21 protein-coding genes and 2 pseudogenes are annotated in these 25214 nt (G+C 70.4%); 11 read left to right on the top strand and 12 right to left on the bottom strand.

Annotated features, from left to right (window positions below; all coding sequences use genetic code 11):
- The first annotated feature begins 300 nt into the window (after positions 1-300).
- Together ACU6P3_RS02265 and ligD are read left to right on the top strand one after the other, a co-directional pair.
- Positions 301-2679 (top strand): phosphoketolase family protein, encoded by a 2379-nt coding sequence (locus tag ACU6P3_RS02265; protein ID WP_447195669.1) that lies wholly within the window; start codon positions 301-303, stop codon positions 2677-2679.
- A 129-nt stretch (positions 2680-2808) separates the two neighbouring features.
- A complete protein-coding gene (gene ligD, locus ACU6P3_RS02260) occupies positions 2809-3726 on the top strand; it encodes a non-homologous end-joining DNA ligase (protein ID WP_447195668.1) in 918 nt (305 codons plus the stop codon).
- Between the two features lie 67 nt (positions 3727-3793).
- Here ligD and ACU6P3_RS02255 read toward each other — a convergent pair whose 3' ends face one another.
- Positions 3794-4162, bottom strand: coding sequence for a tetratricopeptide repeat protein (locus ACU6P3_RS02255; RefSeq protein ID WP_447195667.1), 369 nt, complete (start codon positions 4160-4162; stop codon positions 3794-3796).
- 170 nt (positions 4163-4332) lie between these two features.
- On the opposite strand from ACU6P3_RS02255, the gene ACU6P3_RS02250 reads away from it, so the two are divergent.
- A complete protein-coding gene (locus ACU6P3_RS02250; RefSeq protein ID WP_447195666.1) occupies positions 4333-5298 on the top strand; it encodes a pirin family protein in 966 nt (321 codons plus the stop codon).
- Between the two features lie 255 nt (positions 5299-5553).
- On the opposite strand, the gene ACU6P3_RS02245 is transcribed toward ACU6P3_RS02250, so the two are convergent.
- A complete protein-coding gene (locus ACU6P3_RS02245; RefSeq protein WP_447195665.1) occupies positions 5554-6525 on the bottom strand; it encodes an aldo/keto reductase in 972 nt (323 codons plus the stop codon).
- A gap of 135 nt (positions 6526-6660) precedes the next feature.
- Entirely contained in the window at positions 6661-8913 is a 2253-nt protein-coding gene (locus ACU6P3_RS02240) for a serine/threonine-protein kinase (protein ID WP_447195664.1), read from the bottom strand.
- A gap of 211 nt (positions 8914-9124) precedes the next feature.
- Between ACU6P3_RS02240 and ACU6P3_RS02235 the strand changes: the two genes are divergently transcribed.
- Positions 9125-9529, top strand: a complete 405-nt coding sequence (locus ACU6P3_RS02235; protein WP_447195663.1) for an IclR family transcriptional regulator domain-containing protein — start codon at positions 9125-9127, stop codon at positions 9527-9529.
- A 103-nt stretch (positions 9530-9632) separates the two neighbouring features.
- Here ACU6P3_RS02235 and ACU6P3_RS02230 read toward each other — a convergent pair whose 3' ends face one another.
- Positions 9633-10247: a TetR/AcrR family transcriptional regulator gene (locus ACU6P3_RS02230; protein ID WP_447195662.1), complete on the bottom strand. Its 615-nt coding sequence runs from the start codon at positions 10245-10247 to the stop codon at positions 9633-9635.
- Between the two features lie 338 nt (positions 10248-10585).
- Between ACU6P3_RS02230 and ACU6P3_RS02225 the strand changes: the two are divergent.
- Positions 10586-11233 (top strand): annotated as a pseudogene (locus ACU6P3_RS02225) (hypothetical protein); the annotation flags it as partial.
- 63 nt (positions 11234-11296) lie between these two features.
- Here ACU6P3_RS02225 and tnpB read toward each other — a convergent pair.
- Together tnpB and ACU6P3_RS02215 are read right to left on the bottom strand one after the other, a co-directional pair.
- Positions 11297-12751, bottom strand: a complete 1455-nt coding sequence (gene tnpB / locus ACU6P3_RS02220) for an IS607 family element RNA-guided endonuclease TnpB (RefSeq protein WP_447195661.1) — start codon at positions 12749-12751, stop codon at positions 11297-11299.
- Positions 12748-13323 carry an IS607 family transposase gene (locus tag ACU6P3_RS02215; RefSeq protein WP_447195660.1) on the bottom strand — a complete coding sequence of 192 codons (576 nt, stop codon included), beginning with the start codon at positions 13321-13323 and terminating at the stop codon, positions 12748-12750. Before ACU6P3_RS02215 ends, tnpB begins: the two co-directional genes overlap by 4 nt.
- A gap of 72 nt (positions 13324-13395) precedes the next feature.
- Here ACU6P3_RS02215 and ACU6P3_RS02210 point away from each other — a divergent pair.
- A pseudogene (locus ACU6P3_RS02210) lies at positions 13396-13845 on the top strand (hypothetical protein); the annotation flags it as partial.
- Positions 13846-14085: 240 nt separating this feature from the next.
- Here the strand turns inward: ACU6P3_RS02210 and ACU6P3_RS02205 are convergent.
- Positions 14086-15015 (bottom strand): AraC family transcriptional regulator, encoded by a 930-nt coding sequence (locus tag ACU6P3_RS02205; protein WP_447195659.1) that lies wholly within the window; start codon positions 15013-15015, stop codon positions 14086-14088.
- Positions 15016-15156: 141 nt separating this feature from the next.
- Here ACU6P3_RS02205 and ACU6P3_RS02200 point away from each other — a divergent pair, with 141 nt between their 5' ends.
- Together ACU6P3_RS02200 and ACU6P3_RS02195 are read left to right on the top strand one after the other, a co-directional pair.
- Positions 15157-15909 (top strand): SDR family NAD(P)-dependent oxidoreductase, encoded by a 753-nt coding sequence (locus ACU6P3_RS02200; RefSeq protein WP_030755158.1) that lies wholly within the window; start codon positions 15157-15159, stop codon positions 15907-15909.
- A gap of 312 nt (positions 15910-16221) precedes the next feature.
- Positions 16222-16689: a MarR family winged helix-turn-helix transcriptional regulator gene (locus tag ACU6P3_RS02195; RefSeq protein WP_447195658.1), complete on the top strand. Its 468-nt coding sequence runs from the start codon at positions 16222-16224 to the stop codon at positions 16687-16689.
- Between the two features lie 48 nt (positions 16690-16737).
- Here ACU6P3_RS02195 and ACU6P3_RS02190 read toward each other — a convergent pair whose 3' ends face one another.
- Together ACU6P3_RS02190 and ACU6P3_RS02185 are read right to left on the bottom strand one after the other, a co-directional pair.
- A complete protein-coding gene (locus ACU6P3_RS02190) occupies positions 16738-17532 on the bottom strand; it encodes a serine hydrolase (protein WP_447198183.1) in 795 nt (264 codons plus the stop codon).
- A 68-nt stretch (positions 17533-17600) separates the two neighbouring features.
- Positions 17601-18293 carry a nitroreductase gene (locus ACU6P3_RS02185; protein ID WP_447195657.1) on the bottom strand — a complete coding sequence of 231 codons (693 nt, stop codon included), beginning with the start codon at positions 18291-18293 and terminating at the stop codon, positions 17601-17603.
- A gap of 102 nt (positions 18294-18395) precedes the next feature.
- Here ACU6P3_RS02185 and ACU6P3_RS02180 point away from each other — a divergent pair, with 102 nt between their 5' ends.
- Positions 18396-18989, top strand: coding sequence for a TetR/AcrR family transcriptional regulator (locus ACU6P3_RS02180; RefSeq protein ID WP_447195656.1), 594 nt, complete (start codon positions 18396-18398; stop codon positions 18987-18989).
- A 43-nt stretch (positions 18990-19032) separates the two neighbouring features.
- Here ACU6P3_RS02180 and ACU6P3_RS02175 read toward each other — a convergent pair whose 3' ends face one another.
- Together ACU6P3_RS02175 and ACU6P3_RS02170 are read right to left on the bottom strand one after the other, a co-directional pair.
- Positions 19033-20223, bottom strand: a complete 1191-nt coding sequence (locus ACU6P3_RS02175) for a thiolase family protein (protein WP_447195655.1) — start codon at positions 20221-20223, stop codon at positions 19033-19035.
- A 289-nt stretch (positions 20224-20512) separates the two neighbouring features.
- Positions 20513-21457 carry a DUF5996 family protein gene (locus tag ACU6P3_RS02170; RefSeq protein WP_447195654.1) on the bottom strand — a complete coding sequence of 315 codons (945 nt, stop codon included), beginning with the start codon at positions 21455-21457 and terminating at the stop codon, positions 20513-20515.
- Positions 21458-21847: 390 nt separating this feature from the next.
- Here ACU6P3_RS02170 and ACU6P3_RS02165 point away from each other — a divergent pair, with 390 nt between their 5' ends.
- Positions 21848-22306: a VOC family protein gene (locus ACU6P3_RS02165; protein WP_447195653.1), complete on the top strand. Its 459-nt coding sequence runs from the start codon at positions 21848-21850 to the stop codon at positions 22304-22306.
- 64 nt (positions 22307-22370) lie between these two features.
- On the opposite strand, the gene ACU6P3_RS02160 is transcribed toward ACU6P3_RS02165, so the two are convergent.
- A complete protein-coding gene (locus ACU6P3_RS02160; protein ID WP_447195652.1) occupies positions 22371-23318 on the bottom strand; it encodes a methionyl-tRNA formyltransferase in 948 nt (315 codons plus the stop codon).
- Positions 23319-23558: 240 nt separating this feature from the next.
- Between ACU6P3_RS02160 and ACU6P3_RS02155 the strand changes: the two genes are divergently transcribed.
- The gene (locus tag ACU6P3_RS02155) at positions 23559-24917 is read left to right on the top strand and encodes a lysine N(6)-hydroxylase/L-ornithine N(5)-oxygenase family protein (protein ID WP_447195651.1); all 1359 of its coding nucleotides are present in this window, start codon (positions 23559-23561) and stop codon (positions 24915-24917) included.
- The last annotated feature ends 297 nt before the right edge of the window (positions 24918-25214 follow it).

Genomic DNA, 25214 nt, shown 5'->3' with positions numbered 1-25214 from the left:
CGACAGCCGGGCGGACCGGGCGCCCGGAGGTACCCAGGAGGCCGACGGCAGTCGCCGTCGGCAAGAAGCGCGACCGCGACCGCGAGCCGGGCCCCGATCGCGACAGGAGCAACCATCAGGGAGTTGGACATGGCGGAGGCGAGCACCGGCGCGAGCGGCCCGAACGCCGGGGCTGCCGGGTCGGCCGGAACTGCCCGGACAGCCGGGCCGTCCGAGGCTGCCGGGGGGGCCGGCTCCGACCGGTCCGGCGGTACGGCACGACCGCCCGGCGCCCCCGCATCCCCCAGGACCACCGACGCGGTGGGCGCCGACGCGGCGGCCACCGACCTCACCGACGCCCAGATCGCCTCCCTCGACGCCCACTGGCGCGCCGCCAACTACCTCGCCGTCGGCCAGATCTACCTCATGGCCAACCCCCTGCTCCTGGAGCCACTGGCACCGGAGCACATCAAGCCCCGGCTGCTCGGCCACTGGGGCACCTCGCCCGGCCTCAACCTCGTCCACACGCACCTCAACCGGGTCATCAAGGCCCGCGACCTCGACATGCTCTGCGTCTGGGGCCCCGGGCACGGCGGCCCGGCCGTGCTGGCCAACTCCTGGCTGGACGGCACGTACTCGCAGACGTACCCGGACGTGACCCGGGACCGGGCCGGCATGGAGCGGCTGTTCAAACAGTTCTCGTTCCCCGGCGGTGTGCCCAGCCACGTCGCGCCCGAGACCCCGGGCTCGATCCACGAGGGCGGCGAACTCGGTTACTCCCTCGCCCACGCCTACGGCGCCGCCCTGGACAACCCCGGGCTGGTCGTCGCCTGCGTGATCGGCGACGGCGAGGCCGAGACCGGCCCGCTGGCCGGGTCCTGGCACGGGAACAAGTTCCTGGACCCGGTGCACGACGGCGCGGTCCTGCCCGTCCTGCACCTCAACGGCTACAAGATCGCCAACCCTGCGGTGCTCGCCCGGCTGCCGGAGGACGAACTCGACGCGCTGCTGCGCGGGTACGGCCACGAACCGCTGTACGTCTCCGGCGACGAGCCGTTGGCCGTCCACCGTGCGATGGCACGGGCGCTGGACACCGCCCTGGACCGGATCGTCGGCATCCGGCGCGACGCGCGCGAGGGCGGTGCGGACGGCCGCCCCCGCTGGCCGCTGATCGTGCTGCGTACCCCCAAGGGCTGGACCGGCCCGCACGAGGTCGACGGTACGCCCGTCGAGGGCACCTGGCGCGCGCACCAGGTCCCCCTCAGTGGGGTCCGGGACAACCCGGACCACCTGGGCCAACTGGAGGCATGGCTCCGCAGTTACGGTCCCGACGAACTCTTCGACGCGACCGGCGCGCCCCGCCCCGCCGTCCTGGAGTTCGTCCCCGAGGGCCCGCGCCGGCTCGGCGCCGGCCCGCACGCCAACGGCGGTCTGCTGCTGCGCGAGCTGCCCGTGCCCCCGCTGGAGCGGCACGCGGTGCGTGTCGACAAGCCCGGCACCGTCCTGCACGAGCCCACCCGCGTCCTCGGCGCCCTGCTGGCCGACGTGATGGAGGCCACGGCGGGACGACGTGACTTCCGGGTCGTCGGCCCGGACGAGACGGCGTCCAACCGGCTGGAGGCGCTCTACGAGGTCACCGACAAGGCGTGGCAGGAGGCGAGGCTCGACACGGACGAGCACCTCGCGCGCGACGGGCGCGTGATGGAGGTCCTTTCCGAGCACCTGTGCCAGGGCTGGCTGGAGGGCTACCTCCTGACGGGCCGGCATGGTCTGTTCTCCAGCTACGAGGCGTTCGCGCACATCGTCGACTCGATGGTCAACCAGCACATCAAGTGGCTGCGGACCTCGCGCCGGCTGTCCTGGCGCAGCCCCATCGCCTCCCTCAACTACCTGCTGACCTCGCACGTCTGGCGCCAGGACCACAACGGTTTCTCGCACCAGGACCCCGGCTTCGTGGATCACATCCTGAACAAGAGCCCGGAGGTCGTACGGGTCTACCTGCCGCCCGACGCCAACACCCTGCTGTCCGTCGCGGACCACGCGCTGCGCAGCCGTGACTACGTCAACGTGATCGTCGCGGGCAAGCAGCCGACCTTCGACTGGCTCACCCTGGACGAGGCCCGCGCCCACTGTGCCCGGGGGCTGGGCGTCTGGACCTGGGCGGGGACGGAGGACGGTACGCGGCCACCGGACGCGGTCCTGGCCTGCGCCGGGGACGTGCCCACCCAGGAGACGCTCGCCGCGGCCTCCCTGCTGCGCCGGCACCTGCCGGAGCTGGCCGTACGGGTGGTCAACGTGGTCGATATGGCCCGGCTGCTGCCGAACGCGGAACATCCGCACGGCATGACGGACAGCGAGTACGACGCGGTGTTCACCACCGACCGGCCGGTGATCTTCGCGTACCACGGTTACCCGTGGCTGATTCACCGGCTCACCTATCGCCGCACGGGCCACGAACACCTGCACGTACGCGGCTACAAGGAGGAGGGCACGACCACCACCCCCTTCGACATGGTCGTCCGCAACGACCTCGACCGGTACCGGCTGGTGATGGACGTGATCGACCGGGTGCCCGGCCTCGGCGTACGGGCGGTCGCCGTGCGCCAGGCCATGGCGGACGTGCGCGCCCGCCACGAGGCGTGGATCCGCGAACACGGCACCGATCTGCCCGAGGTGGCGGAGTGGACCTGGTCGGGCTGAACCGAGGGGCCGCCCGACGGGCAGCCGCAACCCCGAAGGGCGAAGGGGAGGAATGAAGAGAACGGGGGGAACGGGGGGAACGAGCGGAACGGGGAGAACCTGGGGGAACGAGAGGAAGCGGTACGCGACATGAGCACCGGCACACGGAACGTCCGGGCCGGGAACAGGACCGTGGAGATCCACCGTCCGGACAAGACCCTCTTTCCGGGGACGGGAACCGAGGGCCTCACCAAGGCCGGACTGGCCGAGTACTACCGGAGCGTCGCCCCCTTCATGCTGCCCGAGCTGAAGGGCCGGCCGCTGATGCTGGAGCGGCGCCCGGACGGGCTGGAGGGGCCCCGCTTCATGCAGAAGAACACACCCGACAGCTATCCGGACTGGATCCGCAGGGCCGAGCTGCCGAAGAGGGACGGCACCGTCACGCACACCGTGTGCGACACCACCGCGAGCCTGGTGTACCTCGCGGACCAGGCGTGCCTGGCCTTCCACCGCTGGCTGTCGCGCGCCGGGCGGCCCGACTGCCCGGACCGGCTGGTCTTCGACCTCGATCCGCCGGGCGACGACTTCGAGTCCGTGCGCCGGGCCGCCCGGCAGCTGGGGGAACTGCTCGGCGAACTGAACCTGCCGAGCACCCTGATGACGACCGGCTCCCGGGGACTGCACGTGATCGTGCCGCTGGACGGCCGTAGCGGCTTCGACGAGGTACGGGAGTTCGCCACCGATGTCGCCAGGACCCTGGCGGACCGCGACCCGGACCGGCTGACCACGGAGGTCCGCACGGACGCGCGCGGCGGGCGGCTCTACCTGGACGTCCAGCGCAACGCCTATGCGCAGACGTCCGTCGCGCCCTTCTCCGTACGGGCGAAGGAGGGCGCTCCGGTGGCCATGCCGATCAGCTGGGAGCAGCTGGCGGATCCGGACCTCGACGCACGGCGCTGGACGGTGCGCGACGCGCTGGAGCAGGCCCGGACCCGCCCGTGGTCCGGGGCACCGAGCCGGGGCCGGGCGCTGGGCCCGGCCCGCAGGAGGCTGGCGGAGCTCGGGTGAGCCACGCGCCCAGAAGCGCGCCCCACGAGCACGGCCCGGGAAGCACGCTTCGACGAGGGCCCGGGCTTCACGCCCCCGATGGGAACTCCCCGTTCAGCGCGGCGGCGAGCCGCGACTGGGCGGCCGCCTCCGCCGTCCGGCCCTGACGCTCCAGCGTGCGGCTCAGCATCAGATGCGCGTACGGCTCCACCGGATCGCGCTCGAGGACGGCGCGCAGCTCGCTCTCGGCCTTGGTCAGCCGCGCCGAGTGGTAGTAGGCGCGGGCCAGCAGGAGCCGCGGGGCGACCTGCTCCGGCACCTCGGCCACCAGGCCGGCGAGGATGCGGGCGGCCGTGACGTACTCCTTCGCGTCGAAGAACAGCTGGGCGCGGTCCCACCGCTCGGCGGCCGTGCCGTACTCGTAGTACGCGCTCGTCGTGCTCCGCGTGCTCTCCACGTGTCCTCCTTCGCCCGTTCCGACAGGAGCCGTCAACGGAGTGGGCGCGGGGGATATTCCACCTCAGGGACGGCGTGCGGCTTCCTCCGCCCGAACGCGCCGGGCGGCTCCGGTGACCCGGGGGTGACTCGGGCGGCCGGGCGGCTCGGGTGGAGAGTAGGTTGTGCGCCATGAGCAATCTTGATCGCCAGGCGTCTCCCACCGTCTGCGGCGGGCGGGGGTTCGTCGTCGCCGAGCCGGTCCGTGAGCTGCTGAGCCCGCGCCGGGTCCAGCTGGGCGAGTCCACCGAGGTCCGGCGGCTGCTGCCCAACCTGGGCCGCCGCATGGTCGGCGCCTGGGCCTTTGTCGATCATTACGGCCCCGATGACATCGCCGACGAACCAGGTATGCAGGTGCCGCCCCACCCGCACATGGGGCTGCAGACGGTGAGCTGGCTGCATGACGGCGAGGTGCTGCACCGCGACAGCCTCGGCAGCCTCCAGACCATCCGCCCGCGCGAGCTGGGCCTGATGACGTCCGGCCGGGCCATCTCGCACTCCGAGGAGAGCCCCCGAGTCCACGCCCGCTTCCTGCACGGCGCCCAGCTCTGGGTGGCACTCCCGGGCGCGCACCGCGAGGTCCAGCCGCACTTCCAGCACCACACCGACCTCCCCGAGGTCACCGCGCCCGGCCTGTCCGCCACCGTCATCCTGGGCGCCCTCGACGGTGCCGTCTCGCCCGGTACGACGTACACCCCGATCGTCGGCGCCGATCTCACCCTCGCCCGGGGCGCCGAAACCCGGCTGCCCCTCGAACCGGACTTCGAGTACGCCGTCCTGTCGATGTCCGGCGAAACCGCGGTCGATGGTGTGCCCGTCGTCCCCGGATCCATGCTCTACCTCGGCTGCGGCCGCTCCGAGCTCCCGTTGCATGCCGAATCCGACGCGGGCCTGCTGCTCCTGGGCGGCGAGCCCTTCGAGGAGGAGATCGTGATGTGGTGGAACTTCATCGGGCGCTCCCAGGCGGACATCGAACAGGCCCGCGAGGACTGGACCTCGGGCGCCCGCTTCGGCGAGGTACACGGCTACGCGGGCAACCGCCTGGCCGCCCCCGACCTCCCGCCGACCCCTCTGAAACCGCGCGGCCGGGTACGCTGACCTGGGGCGGCATGTGCCGGTCCCGGCTGCGCCAGGCAGCGGGCGCCTGCTCCGGGGGTGACACCGCCCGCCTCGACGCGCGGTCATGTCGGCCACCGTCCTTTGACGGCGGCTACGTCGCCCAGTGACCACCAAGCCGACGAGCGGCTCCCCCCTCGGTGGGGCCGGCCCGGTACGCAACAGCCGGAACGTCCCCCGTTCAGCGCGTCGGCCGTGGGCCCGGAGAGAGTGCGGCCGGGCCCACGGCCGGGCGGCTCAGTCGAGGCCGGCGATGGCGTGTGGCTGGTAAGGGGTCTCCAGGGCCTTGCGGTCGGTCTCGGAGAGCTGGAGTTCGAGTGCCGAGAGCGCGTCGTGGAGGTGCTGGGGCTTGGTGGCACCGATGACGGGCGCGGTCACCGTGGGCTGCCGCAGCAGCCAGGCCAGCGCCACCTGGGCACGAGGCACACCGTGGCCCTCGGCTACGCGCGCCACCGCTTCGACGATCTCGCGATCGCCCTCCTGGTAGAGGGTCTTGCCGAGCTCGTCGGTCTCCTGGCGGGCGCTGAGGTCGTCCCAGTCGCGCGTCAGTCGTCCGCGGGCCAGAGGGCTCCAAGGCGTGACGGCGACCCCCTGGTCCGCGCAGAACGGGAGCATCTCGCGCTCCTCCTCGCGGTAGAGGAGGTTGTAGTGGCTCTGCATGGACACGAACTTCGTCCAGCCGTGGCGCTCGGCGGTGTACTGGGCCTTCGCGAACTGCCAGGCGTACATGTTCGACGCGCCCAGGTAGCGGGCTTTGCCGGCTTTGACGACGTCGTGCAAGGCCTCCATGGTCTCCTCGATCGGCGTCGACGCGTCCCAGTGGTGCACGATGTACAGATCGATGTAGTCAGTGCCCAGGCGACGCAGGCTCGCGTCGATCTCCGTCATGATCGCTTTGCGGGACAGACCGCGGCTGTTCGGGCCCGGCCTCATGGCCGCGTAGATCTTGGTGGCCAGCACGATCTCCTCCCGCCGCGCGAAGTCGGCCAACGCACGACCGGTTATCTCCTCGCTGGTGCCGTCGGAGTAGACATTGGCGGTGTCGAAAAAGTTGATGCCGGCCTCGACGGCCTGCCGCAGCAGGGGACGGGCGGCGTCCTCGGTCAGGGTCCACGGGTGTACGCCGCGATCGGGAACGCCGTAGCTCATACACCCCAGGCAGAGAGGGGAGACATCCAGGCCGGTGGTGCCGAGCTTTAAGTACCGCACGATTCTCATACCTCCGAGACGGACGATCGCGCCAAGTGTGCGCGGTGGAATACTGCGGGCCCGCCCGCCCCTCGGGCAAGCCCCCCTGGGGCAAGCCCCGCGGTCGAACCGCCGCCCGACCGGGCTGACGGCCCGTCAGCCGGTGCCGCCCTGCTTCGGTGGCTTCCGCGCGTCGAAGGCGAAAAGTGTGTTCTTGTCCGCGGCCACGATCAGCGCACGCCCCACCACAGTCACGCGCGGGCTCGCACCCTGCTCGCCCGTCAAACCATCGGCCTGCGGGTCCGTCGTCCACCGGAGTTTGCCGTCGTGCGGCGACAGCGCGACCACCCGGCCGGTGGCCGAGCTGAAATACAGCGCGCCGGCTCCCGCCACGGGACCCGACGCCCCCTCCACGCCGGTCTGCCGCGACCACTTCTTCCGGCCGGTCACCGGGTCGATCGCCGTGACGAGACCGGTCTGCCCACTCACGTAGACGGTGCCGTCCGCCATGCCGGGCGTCCCCGCGTATGTCCTGGCCAGTCGAGAGTACGTGACCTTCCGCGAGACCGGGTCGACCCGCGCGATGCCGTCGTAGCCGACCAGCGCGGTTCCCTCCATGCGCACCCGAAGGAGTACGAGCCTGCCGTCGGCGACGCCCATCGGCACGGCGGGGCCGTTGACCGCGATGGGCCTGCCCAGTGTCCCCGAGGCGCGGTCGACCGGGTGCAGGGTGGGGTGACGCACCTCCGAGGCATCCACCTCCGCGTCCGTCGCGCACATCGCGAAGAGTCGCGGGCCCGTCGGCACCGGAGCACACTGCGCACCCGCGGGGAACGACGCCCTCCAGGTGACGTCACCGCTGTGCGCGTCCCGCGCCTCGAAGCGGGAGTTGGTGGCGTCCACCGTCACGACGGCTGAGCCGACCACAAGGGCGTCCCGAGTCCGGCCCGTGACGGCCGTCGACCGGGCGCCGGACGGCACGGACCACAGCTCCCGGCCGTTGTTCGCGTCGATGGCCACCACCTCGCTGGGAGGGTCCTGTGGGGCGTCCTGGGCGGCGAAGCGGTAACCGAGCACCGTGTCGTCGGTGGCGCCCACCAGGTGCATGCCCTGGACGGGGACGCCCGGGCTCTTCGCCGTCCACATCCGTGAACCGTCCAAGGCGCTGATACGGGTCGCGACAACACCCCCGCCGCCGCAGAACAGCGCGTCGCCGCGCGCGACGCAACGCAGTTCGTCGGGGATGTCCTCGCGACCGCCCGGCACGGTCGTGCGCCACGGCTCGAAGCCGGCCGGAAGCGCGGCACCCGGCGCCGCGACGCTGTTGCCGTTGTCGCCGCCGTTGTTCCCCCCGGAGCCGCCCGCCTTCAGGGCGGCGGCTGCCCCGCCGATCGTCGCCACCGCGATCGCGGCCGCGAGCACAGGACGCCATCGGCGACGCGGACGGCGGCGGGCGGGGGCGGACGTGCTCCCCGGATCGGGACCGGCCGGGGCGGTGGTCGGGCCGGTCGGCTCGGGGGTGCCCCGCGTCTCGACGCGATGCTGGGTGATCGTGTCGCGGGTGCGGCCCGCACCGGCCCCGTTCGCGTCGGTCCCACCGAGGTCGGCCGGCAGGTCCCTCAGCAGCACGAGGAGTTCGTCCGCCGAGGGGCGCCCCTCGGGGTCCTTGTCCAGGCACGACTCGACGACCGCGCGCAGAGCCACCGGCACGGCACCCAGCGACGGCTCCTCGTGCACCACCTGATAGGCCGTCATGTAAGGGCTGTCCGCGTCGAAGGGCCCCTGACCCGTCGCCGAGTACACCAGCAGCGTCCCCAGCGAGAAGACGTCGGACCGCGGCCCCACACCACGCGGCGCCTGCAACTGCTCCGGTGACATGAAGGGCGGCGTACCGATGACCCGCCCTGTCATCGTCAGCGTCTGCTGGTCCACGGCGCGCGAAATGCCGAAGTCGATGACGCGCGGGCCCTCTGGCGAGAGCACGACGTTCGAGGGCTTCAGGTCACGGTGGACGACCCCCACCCGGTGGATGTCGCGCAACGCCTCCGCCAGCCCGATGGCGAGCCTCCTCAGCTCCGCTCCGCTCAGCGGGCCCTCCGCGGCGATGTGCTGGGCGAGCGTGTGGCCCTCGATATAGGTCGTCGCCATCCACGGCTGCTCGGCCTCGGGGGCGGCGTCGACCACGGCGGCGGTGAACGCGCCGCTCACCCGCCTCGCCGCCGCCACCTCCTGGCGGAAACGGATGCGGAACTCCTCGTCCTCCGCGAACTGCTGGTGGATCAGTTTGATCGCGACAGGTCGCCCCGAACCCGTGCGGGCCAGAAAGACCGTGCCCATGCCACCCGAGCCGAGCCGTGCCTCAAGCCGATAGCCGCCGATCTCCGCCGGATCACCTCCGCGCAGCGACACTCTTCCCGATCTCCCGTCCCCCGTGCACCTCTGCCGCCACGGGCCTGCGTACCTGTCCTGCACACAAACTAGCCGCAGGGTGGTACGGCAGGGCGAAGCGGGTGATGTGGGTGCCGTCTCCGCGTCCGATCTCCTGGACACGCGCCACGGCCGGTGCCTTGGCCGCTTTCCGGGCCCGGTTGCGGGAGAGCCCCGGACGGCCTTCGCCCGCTTGCTGATCGCCCGCGTGCAGGGCCGCAACCCCTTGCGCTACCAACTGCCCATCGGCGAGAAGCTGCCCCTGACCCTGGGCGCGGGCAAGGCCCCGGCCGCGTGGCTGTCCGAACCGGAACTCCGCACGTTCATCGACCGGTCCACCCCGTTCACCCGCGTCTCCGGAGAGCAGGTCACCGCCGAAGCACCGGCGGACGACCTCCGCCGCGTCCGCGGCGACGGATACGCCCTGTCCCTCAGCGAACGCGTCCTCAACGTCGTCGCCATCAGTGCGCCGATCCGTCGCGGCGAGGAGACGCTCGGCGTCAGCGGCTCCCACAACGAACTCACCGAGGACGACCGGCCCCGCGTCATCAGCGAAGTACGCCGGGCCGCGGACGCCATCGCGGCCCGCTGCCCTTGACCGAAGGTCCCCCATGGATTTCCCCACCTACCGGCGACTCACCGGGCGCACCGACGCCCCGCCCGGTTCCTCCTGGCACCTGTTCCCCGACCTGCCCGAGCGTTCACAGCATCAAGTCGAGATAGTCATCGACCAGCTGCGCCAGATTCCGTTGGTCGGCCGGGAAGGGCACCGCCATCGCCAGTCCCACCAGCCCGTGCAAGGCGGACCACAACAGTTTGGCCAAGCGCTCGTCCCCCTCATGCCCGCTACGATCCGCACGGCAGACGGCAACTTTTTCGACCCAGAGTTGGTGCACGGTCCACAAGGGATGCGAGGCCGCCTGGTCCCGGGACCCTTCGATCCGCTCGATGCCGAACATCAGCCGGTAGATCTTGGGGTTGTCCAATGCGAACTGACAGTAGCGATGCGCCATCGCGCCCAGCGCCGCGCGTGGCCCGGCTGCCTCTTCTTCTTCCTCCCAGGCATCGCGCACCTCGGCGACCAGCTTTCCGAACGCTCGTCGTGTCAACTCCTCGACCAACTCGGCCCGGTCCTTGAAGTGCAGGTAGATACTGGGCGCCGCGATACCGACCTCCCGCGCGACTGCTCGCAACGACAGGTCCTGCTCCCTCCCGGTTTCCGTCAGCAACCGCGCCGCAGCCCCGAGAATCTCCTCCTTCAGCGCAGCCCCTTCACCCAATCGGCTCGGCGTACGCCGCTTGAACCCCTCGGACATCACGTTCCCTCTACGATGTGGTCGAGTCGGATCGACTATGGCGTGAACCCATCGATCACATCATGGGCGGCAGGAAGCCAAATCGAAGCGCCGACGGTGCAGGTGGACCGCCGGCCGATCTGGCCGCCGTCCACGAGGACACCGCCGCCGGACGGCTGCCCGGCAGGACCGTCCTGAGCCCTGACCCACGCGCCCCTCCGGCACCGGCCGTGCACCTCGAGCTCGCGTCGCGCACGGCTCTGGCCGAGCCCCGGGACGCGCTGTCAGCGCTCTGTGTCATCATGCGGACGCGTCCCAGGGGAGTGGGTCGCGGTGTACTGATTGCCAGGGGGTTGGGGATGGGCGCGGGTACGGAGCCGGAGGGCTCGTCCAAATCCGACGAGGAGTGGGAGCGCTTTCTGCGCGAGTCGGTGGAGGGTGCCGCCGACGCGCCCAAGGAGCCGTCGGCGCGGGCCCGCGCCGTGGCGAAGCGGCTGCGCGCGGAGCCCGGCCGCGGCCCGGAGGGCCGGCGCAGCTTCACGCCCGCGCGGCCCAGGCGGCGCACGGGCTGGTACGTGGTCGGGCTGGCAGCCTCGCTGGCGCTGCTGGCGGTGGCGCTCGCGCCGGGGCGGGCAGTGGACCTGTTCGCCGGCGCTGACACCCCGCCGCCGGCGGGCGAGACCGCCCGCCCGACCCAGGCACCCCCGGCGGAGCCGGCCCAACGCCCTACGCGGGAGGAGCCGTTCCGCGGTTCGCCGGCGGCGAGCTGGGCGGGCGGAGCGGCGGGCATCACCGTGCCGAAGGCCGGGGCGGTCGGCTGGATGAGCGCGGCCGAGGTCGAGCGGGCCCTTGCCCGTAGCCGGGACTTTCTCGTCGAGTCCGGCCTGGACCGCGGGGTGCTGCGGGGCGAGCGCCCCGAGAAGGCGATCGCGCTGATCAACCCGCACCAGAAGGACGTCCAAGACCTTCTGAGAACCGCTTTCCGCACCCCGAGCGAGAAGAGTGACCGTTGCTGAGACCGTAGTCAGGTCTCAGTAATCCGGACGTTTCCGCCCGGAAGGTCCGTCTCGTCACCAGAGCGTGAGGGCTTCGGCTTGAGTACGGTCTCTCGCTTCCGTCTGCCGCTGGTGCGGCAGGGTTGCACCACCTGCCCGCCCCGCCTCCGCCTTGCGGCGGGGGCGGGTGGTGCGGGTCTTCTGGTCGGCTCCACGAGGCTTCGACACCGCTTGGGTGTCCTGGTCTCCGGCCACTCCGGTACCAGTTGTTGCGGCTGCCGCGAGCGCGGCGAGGTTGAGTGCGGCGTTGTCGTCCCGGTCGATGACCAGGCCGCAGGCGTCGCACTGGTAGGTCCTCATGTGCAGCGGCAGTTTGGCTTTCACCGCGCCGCACCCGGAACAGGTCTTCGAGGAGGGGTACCAGCGGTCCGCCGCGATGGTGCGGGTGGCGTGGCGCTGGCGGGTCTTGTAGGTGAGCTGGCGGCGGATCTCCCCGAAGCCGGCGTCGGCGATCCTTCGCGCGAGACGCCGGTTGCGGAGCATCCCGGCGACGTTGAGGTCTTCGACCACGACCGTGCCGTACTCGGCCGCCACGGCGGTGGTGAGCTTGTGCAGAGCGTCCGCGCGGAGGTTGGCCGCCCGGTGATGCACCTTGTTGCGGGCGGCGTTGGCCTTCTCCCACCGCTTCGACGGCTTCTGCCCGGTCCGCCGGTCGGGGCCCTGGCGTCGGGAGACGACGCGGGAGGCGCGGCGCAGCTGCTTGCGTGCACGGTCGTAGTGCCCGGGATTCGCGATGGTGCGGATCTCGCCGGTGCTGTCGGCCATGACCGCGAGGGTCTTCACCCCCAGGTCGATGCCGACCGCCACGTCCGGCCGCGCCACGCGTTCGAGGTCTTGCCTGGCCTCGGCCTGGAACGAGACGAACCAGCGTCCGTGCTCGTGCCGCACGGTCGCGGACAGGATCCGGGCCGTCCCGGCCTGAACGCGGGCGAGGAGCTTCACCGTGGGCTCGTGGGTGCGGATCGTGCCCAGCCGGGGCAGGGTGACGTGACGGCCGTCAGCGTCCACGCGGATCACGCCGGTGGTGAACCGGCAGGCAAGGCGCGCCTTGCGCTTCGACTTGAACCGCGGCGCACCCATCCGCTTGCCGCGCCGCTTGCCGTTCTTGGACTTCGCGTAGTTGTCGAACGCGGCCGACGCGTTCGCCAGGCCTGTGGAGTACGCCTCCTTGGAGTTCTCCTCCCACCAGGCGGCGAACCCCGGATCGGTTTGCTTGGCCTCGTTGAATGCCTTCCGCAGCGCGGGCAGCGACCACGGCCGCCACTGCGTCAGCCCGGCCTCGCCGATGCCGTAGGACTCCTCCGCGCGGCGCTGCCACCAGGAGGCGGTCACCCAGCCGACGGCCCAGTTGTAGGCGGCACGCGCCGCGCCGCAGTGCGAGCGCAGAGCATGCTGCTGGGTGGCGTTCGGGTCCAGTGCGAAGCGATACGCCCGCACCACGAACCCGGGCCGCGGCTGGAACTTCTTCACTCGGCGGCCTCGCCGGTCGCCACGGCCACCGCGCGGGCGGCCCGGTTCTCCGCCGCCCGCCGCCCGTACAGGCGGGCGCACATGGAGGTGAGCACCTCGGTGATGTCGCGTACCAGGTCATCGGCCGTCTCGGTGGGGTCGAGGACGACCAGGCGCCGCCCGGATGCCGACAGCGCGGCTTCCAGGTGCTCGACGCCGAACCGGGCCAACCGGTCGCGGTGCTCGACCACGATCACCGCCGACTGCGGGTCGGACAGCAGCCGGTGCAGCTTGCGGCGCCGCCCGTTCAACCCGGATCCCACCTCGGTGACGACCTCAGCGACGGCCAGGCCCAGCCCGTTCGCGCCAGACACGACCCGGGCGGCCTGCCGCTCAAGATCGGCTTTCTGGTCAACGGACGACACACGGCAGTACGCCACCACACGCCCGGACGACTGGACGGCGACCTCGTCGACCAACCACGTCCCGGACGGCGCCTGGCGAACGGAGACGGGCATCTTCCCGTCCTTCACCCACCGCCAGGCGGTCTGGTAGCTCACGCCCTGCTGACGGGCCCACTCCGAAAGCTTCACGAGACCAAGATACGTAAGACACACGACTAGGAATGACTATGAATGACTAGAAAATCTGTAGCAGCTTTCACCCCCCTTCTCCTCTTCAGCCGCTTCCAACCCTCGCGCACCCACCTGGTCGGCGATGTCGTGAAGACTCGGGGCAGGCTCACCTACCGGGAGGGCGAGCGCGGCGCGCTCCAGGTGACCGCCGACGTCACCTTCGTCTACCCGGTCACCCCTGCGGACGCGGGCGGCGAAGACGACGAGATCGTGCGCACGATCGTCCGGCGCGAGCTGGTCCTGAGCTGGGACGACCCTGGCAAGGTGATCACCGAGCCGGGCACGTTCTCGATCGTCTCGTACAAGTACGACATGACCAACGGCGGCTGCGGCGCCCCCACGGGCTACCTCGTCCCGCCCTTCGGCACGGACCGCCGGGCCACCGAAGCCGGCACGGAGGTCGACCCGTACGACCGCAGCGCGCCGGTCGGGCGGGGCGAGTCCTCCGGGGGCGAGTGCGGCAAGGCGACACGGTCATAGGGGCTGTCTGGCAAATGATCATCTGGTGGGCTCGCGGAGCCAGAGGTGCCGCCCGTGCCCTGGGACGAGAGCGGTCCATCCATTACCGAGATCAGCCTGCGGAAACGTCCGGGCGGCGATCCACGCCGTGATCCGCACGTCCGGAAGGCGGATCGTTCCCGTATGCCCCGAAGCCGCCAAGCCCCTCGAGCGGCACGACGAGCTCACCCCCGCACACCGGCCCGCCCGGCGAGTTCGCCCTCAGCTTCCGTTCGCGGCCGAGCGCGCCGGTTGTCGTGCCTGGTTGCGGAACTGTGTGGGCGACGAGCCGACCACGCGACGGAACGCGGTGCTGAAGGCGCTCTCGGAGAGGTAGCCGGTGGCCCGTGCGAGCTCGGAGATCGGCAGGGTGTCGCGGGCGAGGGCGTCGCGCGCGAGGCTCATGCGCCATTGGATCAGGTACTCCAACGGCGGGACCCCGACGTGGCGCTTGAAGGCCTGGGCGAACGCGGAGCGTGACATGTGGCTGATCTCGGCGAGTTCCTTGAGGCTCCAGGAGTGGGCCACGTCCGCGTGCACGGCACGCAGGGCCGCACCGATGCCGTCCTCGTTGAGGGCGCCCAGCCAGCCGGTGGGCCGGTCCGTCTGGCCGGCGTGAGCGCGCAGCATGTGCACGAGCAGGATCTGTGCGAGATGGTTCTGCACCAGTGGTCCGCCGGCCGCGGCGACCCCGATCTCGGTGGCCAGGAGATCGATCAGCTTCGCGAGCCGCCCGCCATGAGGATCGTCCACGCGAACGATCACGAGTGGCGGCAGAAGATCGGTCAGGAGGGCCGCGTTCTCCTCGTCGAACGCGATGTGCCCGACGCAGAGGTAGAGGTCCTCCTCGGACTCGGGGCCGATCCGGACGAACCCGTCTTCGGCGCCCGACCACACCGCCTCCGCAGGGCGCGGGCGGGCGTCGAGGGTGCCGGCCAGCACGTAGGGCGGTGGGTTTCCCAGCATGAAGGTGTCGCCCTCCCGCAGGAGCACCGGTTCGTGCCCTTCGAGGATCAACCAGCACGTGCCGCGCACGAGGCCCCCGATCCGCACGTGCAGGAACGTGTCGAAGCGCAAAGCCCACTGTCCCGCGGCCCGGAGACTGGGCCCGATGACCGTGCGGGGCCGGAGCAGACCGATCGCGTCAGCCACTGGGTCCCGGAATCCGAGCACCGATGACACCTCCTGGACGATACGTAAAGAATGATGGACTGCACGTCATGGATAGTATCCCCGGCGTCCCGCACTCTCGGTGGTGAACGGATCGGTATCGAGAGTGAGGGAGTCACCCGCATGGGACAGCTGGAAGGCAGGACGTCGGTGGTCACCGGGGGCGGTACCGGCATCGGTCTGGCCACCGCCGTTCGGCTGGCGGAGGAGGGCGCGTACGTGTTCGTCACGGGCCGTCGCGCGGCCGAGCTGGAGGCCGCGGTCAAGACCATCGGCGCGGACCGGGCCACCGCGGTCGTCGGTGACATCTCGAAGCCGGAGGATCTGGACCGGCTCTACGAGGCGGTCCGGGCGCGGGGCAGGGGCTTGGACGTGCTCGTGGCGAACGCGGCGGTCGGTGCGTTCGTGACGCTGGAACAGACCACCGAGGAGCACTTCGACCAGACCTTCGGGGTCAACGTCCGAGGCACCCTGTTCACCGTGCAGAAGGCGTTGCCGCTGCTCAACGACGGAGCTTCGGTTGTCCTGGTCGGTTCGACGGCAGCCGACCGAGGAGTAGAGGCGTTCGGTGCGTACGCGGCGTCGAAGGCTGCCGTGCGGTCCTTCGCACGTACGTGGTCCACCGAGCTCAAGGACCGCGGCATCCGGGTCAACGTGGTCTCGCCGGCCTGGATCGAGACCCCTGGGGGCACCGCCGCCTTCGGTGACGAGGAGACCGCCCGGGCCGTCAGGGAACAGGTCGCCGCGACCGTGCCCAAGGGCCGCTTCGGGCGGCCCGAGGAGGCCGCCGCGGTCGTGGCCTTCCTGGCCTCGGACCAGAGCAGTTACGTCGTCGGATCGAACGTCTACGTCGACGGCGGCGAGAACCAGACCTGAACAGAACATCCTGACGCCGAGACCGGCAGATCCGGGATGTTGCACGCGGGAAGCGGCAGCGGTCGTGTTGTTGGCCGCAGGGCCCCGTGTGGTCGCGGTACGGCTGCGGGCGGCTCTGCCCGCAGCCGCACAGCGTGGCCCTGGTCTCGGCGCGTGTGGAGACGGCGTCTCGCCTCGAAGGTCACCGTGATCGACTCCGTCCGGGCCGGTGCGAACCGAAGCGTCTCGGCCACGGCGGACGCCGCCTCACCGGGGTCCTGACCCCGCCACCGGGAGTAGATGAGCTGTCAACGATTTCGTTAGACTGATCCCATGGACGCACAGCCGCGCTGGCTCGACCCGGAACAGAAGGCCGCCTGGGACAGCTTCATCCGCATGCACGAGACACTCATCGGACGGCTGTCCCGACATGTCCAGGCCGACTCCGGACTGTCCGCCTCCGACTACGTCGTACTCGTCAGCCTCACCGAAAGGGGCAAGGGGCGGATGCGCTTCCTGGATCTGGCCAAACTCGTCGAGTGGGAGAAGAGCCGGATGTCCCACCAGGTCACCCGGATGGCGAAACGCGGGCTGGTGGCCAGGGAGGAGTGTCCCGACGACGGACGCGGAGCATTCATCGTCGCCACACCGGCCGGCTACAAGGCGATCGAGGAAGCCGCGCCCCAGCACGTCGAGCACGTCCGCCGCCTCTTCATCGACGCCCTGACCCCGAACCAGCTCCACACATTCGGACAGCTCTCCCAGCGCATCCTGGACCACATGGAGAAGCAGCCCGCCTGACCGGGATGGATGATGCTGCCGCCTGGGCACAAGAAGCATTCCGTCGGTTCACCCGCGGCCGGACTCACCTCCCACATCGGAACTGGAAGGACGCGGAATTCGAGCGCACGCCTCGCGCGTCAGCAACCAGAACGTCCGGAGGCCGGGTCGGGGCCTTTGAGGCCGCTCGCCGAGGACACGTGCGAAGAGAGCTTCCCGCAGGGCCACTTCGCGAGGATCGTCCCAAAGCCGGAATCCAGTGCGGTTCATCGCGTACGCGAAGCCCGTACCGGTGTCCGGGTCTGCGAAGGCGAACGACCCGCCCAGGCCCATCGTCCCGAAGGCACGGTTCGACGCGGAGCCGAACCTGAACGCCGGGAACGGCTTGACGTAGCCCAGGGAGAACCTCGTCTCGACACGCAGCACCTCGTCGAACAGTCCGTTCGTCGGAGGCGGTGCGGCGCCGCGCAACGCCTCCATCGTGGCAGCGGTGAGGCCCAGGGCAGTGCCGCCGGTTGCCACCTCCCCGTAGAGCTTGGCGATCGACCGCACCTGGCCGACGCCGTTGGCTGCCGGGATCTCCGCGGCCTGGACATCCGGTCGGTTGAAGTTCTCGACGGTGCCCAGCACTCGCGGATTGCCGAACGCCCTGGCGGTCAGGCTGCGTGGATTCGCGTATGCCCGGACGAATGACGCCGGCATCGCTCTGAGGCGCAGCATCATCTCCCAGGGACGGAATCCGTGGATACGGGCGATCCGGTCGCGATCAGCGTCGTGCGGCAGGCCGAAGTGGAAGTCGAGGCCCAGCGGCGCCGCGACCTCGTCCGCGAAGAACCGGCCTATACGACGCTTTCCAGAGTCGATCCGGCTGATGAGCTCGCTCTCGTACCAGCCCGATGACTGGCCGTGGTAGCCATGCCGAGGCGAAAAGATCAGTGGACGTGGAAGGCGGTGGTTGCCTCCAGGGCTGCCCGCTCGGTCGTGACCCGGTTCACCGGCGCGCTCTCGTCGGCGTAGCCGAAGGAGATGCCGACGAGCAACTTTCCTTCGTCGACGCCGAGTTCGTTCCGGACGGTGTCGGCGTAGAAGCTGAGCAGGCCCTGCGGGCAACTGTCCACGCCGTATGCGGCCATGGCCAGGAGCAGCGTCTGCATGTAGGCGCCGACATCGGCGGCCAGTCGCGCCCCGCCGTCGCCGGTGACGAACAGGAACGCGGCGTGGGGCGCCCCGTAGAAGCGCAGGCTCTCCGCATCGTAGGCCGCGCGTGCCGCGTGGTCGTCAGGGCCGATGCCCAGCGCTCCGTACAGACCGGCGCCGAACGCCGCCCGCCGCTCCTGGTGGACGGGGGCGTACATGCCCTCGGAGTACGGGAAGTCGGCCGTGGTGCGCTGTTCGGCGTGGGCCGCCCGCAAGGCGTCCGAGAGGCGTTCGCGCCTCGCGCCGCTGACCACCTCGACCCGCCACGGTTGCGCGTTGGAGTTGGACGGCGCGGTGCCGGCGAGGGAGAAGATCGCGCGCATCGTGTCCCCGGGCACGGCTTCGGGGCGGAACGCGCGTGTCGCGTGGCGACCACGTATCAGCTTCTCCGCGTAGTCGCTCAGCTCGGTGAAAACCAGCCCGCTCATAGAACTCTCCTCAAAGGCGCTTAAGTAAACGTTTGCGTTTACCTATGGGTCCACTATAGCCACTCCCTCCCTCCGAAGTAAACGAGGGCGTATACTTCCTTTATGAGCACGGTGACGACGGCGTCTCGACGGCAGGGGCGCGGAGGGCGCGAACGGATCCTGGCCGCCGCCGCCAGGCTGTTCGCGACCCAAGGGATCAACGCGACCGGCATGGAACAGATCGCGGAGCAGGCGCCGGTGTCCAAGCGCACCCTCTACGCGCACTTCCGGACGAAGAGCGACCTGGTCATCGCCCATCTCCAAGACCTCGCCTCGACGGGCCACACCCTGGAGAGCGCGCTGATGCGCGAGGACATCCCGGCGAGGGAACGGATCCTCGCACTGTTCGTCCCGCCCGCGGTGGACGCGGCTCCGGTGCGTGGATGCCCGTTCATCGACGCCGCCGCCGAGTTCCCCGACCCGCGGAGCGCGGTCCACTCCTATGCCCGCGAACAGAAACTGCTGATGGTGAGGCTGGTAACCGCACTGGTGACGGAACTGGGCTGCCGCGAGCCCGCCGCACTCGCCGAACAACTCGTCACTCTCGCGGACGGGGCCGCCAGCCGAGCCATGGTGCTGAGTGATCCGGACTACGGACGACACGCGCGGGCGGCGGCAGAGGTCCTCCTGGAAAACGCTCTGCCGGGCACGCGCTGACGAGGACGACGTCCGCAGCGGGAAGCAGCCGCCGCAGCGGCACTCAGCCTCGGGCGGCAGGGTTCTCCAGCACGACGGCCAGACCCTGGCCGACGCCGATGCAGATCGCGGCGAGGCCCCAGCGGTCCCCACCGGACCGCAGTCGTTGTGCGAGGGTGCCGAGGATACGGGCACCCGAGGCGCCGAGCGGGTGGCCGATGGCGATGGCTCCGCCCCAGGCGTTCACGATCTCCGGGTTGATCTTCCAGCTGTCGAGGCAGGCGATGGACTGGACGGCGAAGGCTTCGTTCAGCTCGACCGCCGCCACGTCGGCCCATGTGATGCCGGCCCGTGCGAGGGCCTGCTCGGCCGCGGCGACCGGTGCGATGCCGAAGTCCTGGGGAGCCAGCGCGTGGATACCACGGCCTGCGATCCGTGCGAGGGGCTCGGCACCGATCGAGTCCGCCGCGGCCTCGGAGCCTATGACGAGTGCCGCGGCCCCGTCGTTGAGGGGCGAGGCGTTGGCGGCGGTGATGCTGCCCTGCGGTCGGAAGGCCGGTCGCAGGGACGCGAGAGCGTCCGGGGTGGAGTTCGGCCGGATGCTTTCGTCGCGGGTGAGGTCGACGCCGGGAACGGGGACGACAAGATCGTCATAGTGGCCGGAGTTCCAGGCGGCGTCGGCCAGACGGTGCGAACGCAGTGCGAACTCGTCTTGGCGGTCCCGGCCGATACCCAGCCGGTCGGCGAGCAACTCGTTGCATTCCCCGAGGGAGACGGTCCACTCCTTCGGCATGCGCGCGTTCACCAGGCGCCATCCGAGGGCGGTCGACACGAGAGACGAGTCGCCCGCGGGAAACGCGCGTTCGGGCTTCGGCATCACCCAGGGGGCGCGGGTCATCGACTCCACGCCGCCCGCGATGGTGACGGTGGCATCCCCGGATTCCACCGCGCGGGAGGCAATCATGACGGCATCGAGCGAAGACCCGCACAGCCGGTTCACCGTCGATCCGGGAATCGAGACGGGCAGTCCGCTGAGGAGTACGGCCATGCGCGCGACGTTGCGGTTGTCCTCGCCCGCCCCGTTGGCGTTGCCGTAGACGACATCGCCTATCAGTGCCGGATCAAGGCCGGGCACCTTGGACAGGACGCCAGTCAGGGCAGTCGCGGCGAGGTCGTCGGGGCGGACGCCTGCGAGGGCGCCCCCGAAGCGTCCGAACGGGGTTCGTGCCGCCGCGTACACGAAGGATGAGGTCATGCTCGAAGCTCCTGTCGATGGGGACCTGGTCCAGGTACCGTCACGGCCCGCGCGTCACGCGAGGTACCAAAGCGTAAGTGCCGTCGCCACCATGGCCGGCCTCTCCGTGCCGGTGGCCATGGAGGCGGTCAGCATGTCGTGCGCCACTGTTCGGCCATCCGGCCCCGGGCACTCGGGGGTGGGACGCGGCCACTCGGCCGCGAGCCGGCAGCGGCCCGCGGGCCCGGCAGACGACGCGTCGGCACGCCGGACCGCTCCGGTGGCGGAATCCCTCCGGCCCCGCGCTCCGTCACTGGAAGTCCTGCCAGCGATGGGGGTCGGTTTCGAGCATGGAGCGGTCCCACCCACCGCGTTCGGCCGCCGCCTCGTAGGTGGTGCGGAGGAACGCGCTGAGCACGCCGTCCGGGTCGTCGGCGGTGCGGACGTCCTCGTACGCCAGGATGAACTGGCCGTTTTCCCCGCTGTAGAGGGCATCGGCCGGAGCGACGGGGTAATCGGCGAACCCCTCGGGCTCGGGGTAGGCGTAGGCGTAGAAGGCACCTTCTTCGCCGCCGCCGGGCCAGAACCCGCAGCTGCTCAACTCGCGGGAATAGCCCTCCACCATCACCCAGTCACCACAGTTGGGTGCGCCGCCGGGGTGCCGCGGGGCGGGATGTCCGGAAAACCTCGTGCATGCCAGGTCCATGGCGCCCCAGAAGTAGTGCACCGGGCTGACCTTGCCGATGAAGCCCGAACGGAAATCGCCCATGACGCGATGGGCTTGCAACAGCTGACGCCAGAAGAGGCGGGCCGCGGTGGCGTCGTAAGAGGCATGCCGGTCATCCTCGGCGAACGGGATCGCCGGTTCCACCTCGTTGGGGTGGGCCTGGATCCGCGTCTCGATTCCGACCTCGTCCAGGGCGCGCATCGTCTCGGCGTAGAACCGGGCCACGGGCTTGGGCTCCAGAGCCACGGTGCGGACGGCACCATCGCTGGTACGGATGCGCAGCTGGTGGTCGATGAAGTCGAACTCGATGTCGAAGGCGCCGGATCCGTACGGGACGGCGGATGTGGTCAGCCCGCGCGGACTGACGTAGAGGGTGACCTGCCACCAGTGGTTCATCAGCGGTGCGTGCGCCAGGCGCACTTTGCCGACGATCTGCGTCCACATGTGCAGGGTGTCTCTTGTTTCGGCCCAGTCGGCCGTCCGGAGCCGCGGCCAGGCTTCACGCGTGTGCGTCGATCGCTGTGTCACCGTTGTGCCTTCCGGATCGGCGTCACCGCTGTTCGGAATGTGGCGGGTTTGGCCGGTTCGCCCGGCCCGACCGGCTCCGGCCCCCGGGAGGGGACGACGGGCCGCACAAGCTCCCGGAAGACCGGGGCCGTCGCTTTCGGTGCCTGCCGGGGACGGATTCCTTATCAAGCATGCTCGCCCCCGCCCGCCGCGGGGGCAACTCGGTCGGCCCGCACGGGCACGGCACCGGCGGGCGACGCCGAGACACGCCCCTGACGTGGGTAAACGGTACCCATACGCGCGACGGCGGCCGCTTCCCCCAGAATCAAGCGGGAACCCGGGCCGAGCCGGCCCGGGCACGAGAAGCGGGCTCGGTGCCCGGCCCGGCGCCCGCACGAGAGGGGCACCGCGATGACGACTCCCGGCAATCTGCCCACACCCGAGCATGGGCTTGTTCTCACCCACTTCCTGACCGTGCGCGACGTCGCGAGGTCGAGTCGCTTCTACGCCGAGATCCTCGGCGGCGAGGTCGTGCTGAAGAAGAATCCGGCCATCGTGAAGGTGGCCAACAGCTGGATCATCATGAACCCCGGAGGCGGACCCACACCGGACAAGCCCGGGGTGACCCTGACACCGCCGGAGACCGGCGACACCGTTTCCAGTTTCCTGAACGTCCGTGTCGCCGACATCCGTGCCTTCTATGCCAACGCCGTGGCCAAGGGCGCGGAGTTCCTCACGGAACCTCTCGACCGGAAGGCCGAGGTGCGTTGCTACATGCGCGACCCCGACGGCTACCTCATCGAAGTCGGGCAGGCCACCGGCATGCTCCATGGTGTGTTCGCCGACCCGCCCGCCGGATCACACGGCTGAGGCGTCCTGTCGGAATGCCGGAACGCGGGCCCCGCCGTGGGCGGCAACGGCCTGGGGACCGGTCTCAGGGGCGGTTGGTCAGATAGCCGCCCATGGAGGTGAAGTACTCCGTCGCGGGCAGCTCCCGGCCGTCCTCGGTCCGTACGCGTGTGATGGCCAGGCCGCGGTTGCGGCCGGTGCGGGCGTCGGCTCCGGCGACGATCACCACACCCTCGCCCTCGCGGTAGAAGACGCGGCCGGGCGTACCGCCGTAGCGGTTCTGGGACACGACCGCGGCGAGGACTTCGAGGCGCTTGCCCTTGTGGAAGGTGAAGGCGCTGGGATACGGCTCGGACTGGGCGCGGACCAGGCGCGCGAGGTCTTCCGCCGGCCAGCTCCAGTCGATGCGGATGTCCTCGGCGGACCGCTTGTGGAAGAAGCTCGCCCGGGAGCGGTCCTGCTTGGTGAACTCCGTCTGACCGGCGGCGATGAGGCCGAGTGCGCCGATGGTGACCGGGGCGATGAGGTCGACGGTCTTGTGGAAGAGGTCGGTGGCGGTGTCCGTCGGCCCGACCGGGACGGCCTCCTGCCGGACGATGTCGCCGGCGTCGAGTTCTTCGTCCATCATGTGCGCGGTGACGCCCACTTCGCGCTCGCCGTTGATCAGGGCCCAGATCAGCGGGGAGAAGCCGGCGTACTTGGGCAGCAGCGAGTCGTGGACGTTCAGCGTCCCGTGGCGCGGGAGGCCGAAGATGCGCGGGGGGATCCATGTCCGCCAGTTGTTGGCCACGATGATGTCCGGGTCCGCCTCTTTGAGGCGTTCGAACAGTTCCTCGTCATCGGGGCGGTCGCGGATCAGCACCGGGACGCCGTGCTCTTCGGCGAGGTCGGCGACGGAGTCGCTCCAGATCTTCTCGTACGCGTGCTCGCTCTTGGGGTGCGTCACGACCAGTACCACGTCGTGCTCGGAGTCCAGGAGGGCTCGCAGGGTCCGGTGCCCCCAGGTCTGGTAACCGAACATGACGACCCGCATGGGCTTCCTCCTCGGAGCAGGAATAGATCGACAGCGAGTAAAGCAAGGCTTGCCTTAGTTGGCAATGGGGCGATTTCCGGCCGCGGTTGACGGGTTGTCGCAATCGGGCGGCACTATCGACAGCGGCGAGGGATTAGCTTAGGCTCACCTAAGTTCAGCCTGGGTCGCTCTGTCGGCGTGCCCACCTTTCGCACTTTCCCTCAGGCCTGACAGGCGGCTTTCCCGCACGATGGGAGTGACATGTCACAGGTTTTTCCTGGCGACGCACCACAGGTCCACGACCTCATTGGCATCGGTTTCGGCCCCTCCAATGTGGCGATGGCGATCGCGCTCAGCGAGCACAACGCACACGTCGGCAGGCAGGAGTCGGTCACCGCCCGCTTCTTCGAGCAGCAGCCGAGTTTCGGCTGGCACCGCGGCATGCTGATCGACGACGCCACCATGCAGGTGTCCTTCCTCAAGGACTTGGTGACGCTCCGGAACCCGGCCAGCGAGTTCAGCTTCCTCTGCTACCTGCAGAGCAAGAACCGGCTGATCGACTTCATCAACCACAAGAGCCTCTTCCCGCTGCGGGTGGAGTTCCACGACTACTTCGAATGGGCCGCGGCCAAGGTCGACGACATGGTCTCCTACGGCCACGAGGTCGTCTCCGTGACGCCCCTCGTCCACGACGGCACCGTGGAGTACCTGGACGTGACGGTCCGGTCGGGGGAGGGCCTCGAGACACACCGGGCCCGCAACCTGGTCATCGGCACGGGGCTGCGCCCGCTCATGCCGGAGGGCGTGGAGCGCCGCGACCGTATCTGGCACAACTCCGATCTGCTGCGCAAGGTCGACGGACTGGGCGGCGGTCCGGGCGGCACCCACCCCTCCCGGTTCATCGTCGTGGGCGCCGGGCAGAGCGCCGCCGAGAACGTCGCCTACCTCCACCGCCGCTTCCCCCGGGCCGAGATCTGCGCGGTCTTCTCCCGCTACGGGTACAGCCCCGCCGACGACAGCGGCTTCGCCAACCGGATCTTCGATCCCGGGGCGGTCGACGATTTCTTCGCCGCGCCCGAGAGCGTCAAGAGCCGGCTGATGGCCTACCACGGCAACACCAACTACAGCGTGGTGGACATCGACCTGATCGACGACCTGTACCGGCGGATGTACCAGGAGAAGGTCCTCGGCGCGGAGCGGCTGCGCTTTCTCAACGTGTCCCGGGTAACCGATGTCGAGGAGACCCCCGGCGGTGTCCGTGCCACCGTGAAATCCCTTGTCACGGGTGAGGAGACGCCCCTGGACGCCGACGTGGTGGTGTTCGCCACCGGCTACGGCCCGGCCGACCCCCTCGGCCTCCTCGGCGAGGTCGCCGACCGCTGTCTGCGCGACGACGAGGGCCGCGTCCGCGTCGAGCGTGACTACCGCATCGCGACGGAGCCCGGCCTGCGCTGCGGAATCTATCTGCAGGGCGGCACGGAGCACACGCACGGCATCACGACGTCCCTGCTGTCCAACACCGCGATACGGGTCGGCGAGATCCTGGACTCGCTGCTCGACCGGGGGGTCAAGTCCACCTCCGACGAGGCCCGGCCGGTCGCGGACGGCACCGCCCGCTAGGGCGTGTTTCGAAGGTCCCGCCCGGCTCGCGACGCCTGGCACGCACTCCCCCAGCTACCGCTGGGAGGTGCCCCCTGCTGCGTTGTCGGAGTCGTCCAAGTACGTCCGGTCCATCGACGACGCCGATCCTCCGCCTTGCGATCGCACGCACCAGACGCCGCGAGCCCCGCCCTACGGGCGGACGGCGCTACTTTCGAAACACGCCCTAGTGCCGGGAGTACCACTTGTGCCGGGAGAGGCACTGGGTTCTGTCCTGGACGTGTGGTGCCCAACGGGCCACGCGTCCCCGGTGGATCA

The sequence above is a fragment of the Streptomyces hebeiensis genome, assembly GCF_052983195.1.
Note: the sequence above shows the minus strand (reverse complement) of the source record. Positions and strands in the feature narration are given on the sequence as shown.

Excerpts from the sequence above, each read along its gene's own strand:
- ligD (WP_447195668.1), top strand. The coding sequence starts at position 2,809 with ATGAGCACCGGCACACGGAACGTCCGGGCCGGGAACAGGACCGTGGAG.
- ACU6P3_RS02250 (WP_447195666.1), top strand. The coding sequence starts at position 4,333 with ATGAGCAATCTTGATCGCCAGGCGTCTCCCACCGTCTGCGGCGGGCGG.
- ACU6P3_RS02230 (WP_447195662.1), bottom strand. The coding sequence starts at position 10,247 with ATGTCCGAGGGGTTCAAGCGGCGTACGCCGAGCCGATTGGGTGAAGGG.
- ACU6P3_RS02200 (WP_030755158.1), top strand. The coding sequence starts at position 15,157 with ATGGGACAGCTGGAAGGCAGGACGTCGGTGGTCACCGGGGGCGGTACC.
- ACU6P3_RS02195 (WP_447195658.1), top strand. The coding sequence starts at position 16,222 with ATGGACGCACAGCCGCGCTGGCTCGACCCGGAACAGAAGGCCGCCTGG.
- ACU6P3_RS02185 (WP_447195657.1), bottom strand. The coding sequence starts at position 18,293 with ATGAGCGGGCTGGTTTTCACCGAGCTGAGCGACTACGCGGAGAAGCTG.
- ACU6P3_RS02180 (WP_447195656.1), top strand. The coding sequence starts at position 18,396 with ATGAGCACGGTGACGACGGCGTCTCGACGGCAGGGGCGCGGAGGGCGC.
- ACU6P3_RS02175 (WP_447195655.1), bottom strand. The coding sequence starts at position 20,223 with ATGACCTCATCCTTCGTGTACGCGGCGGCACGAACCCCGTTCGGACGC.
- ACU6P3_RS02165 (WP_447195653.1), top strand. The coding sequence starts at position 21,848 with ATGACGACTCCCGGCAATCTGCCCACACCCGAGCATGGGCTTGTTCTC.
- ACU6P3_RS02160 (WP_447195652.1), bottom strand. The coding sequence starts at position 23,318 with ATGCGGGTCGTCATGTTCGGTTACCAGACCTGGGGGCACCGGACCCTG.
- ACU6P3_RS02155 (WP_447195651.1), top strand. The coding sequence starts at position 23,559 with ATGTCACAGGTTTTTCCTGGCGACGCACCACAGGTCCACGACCTCATT.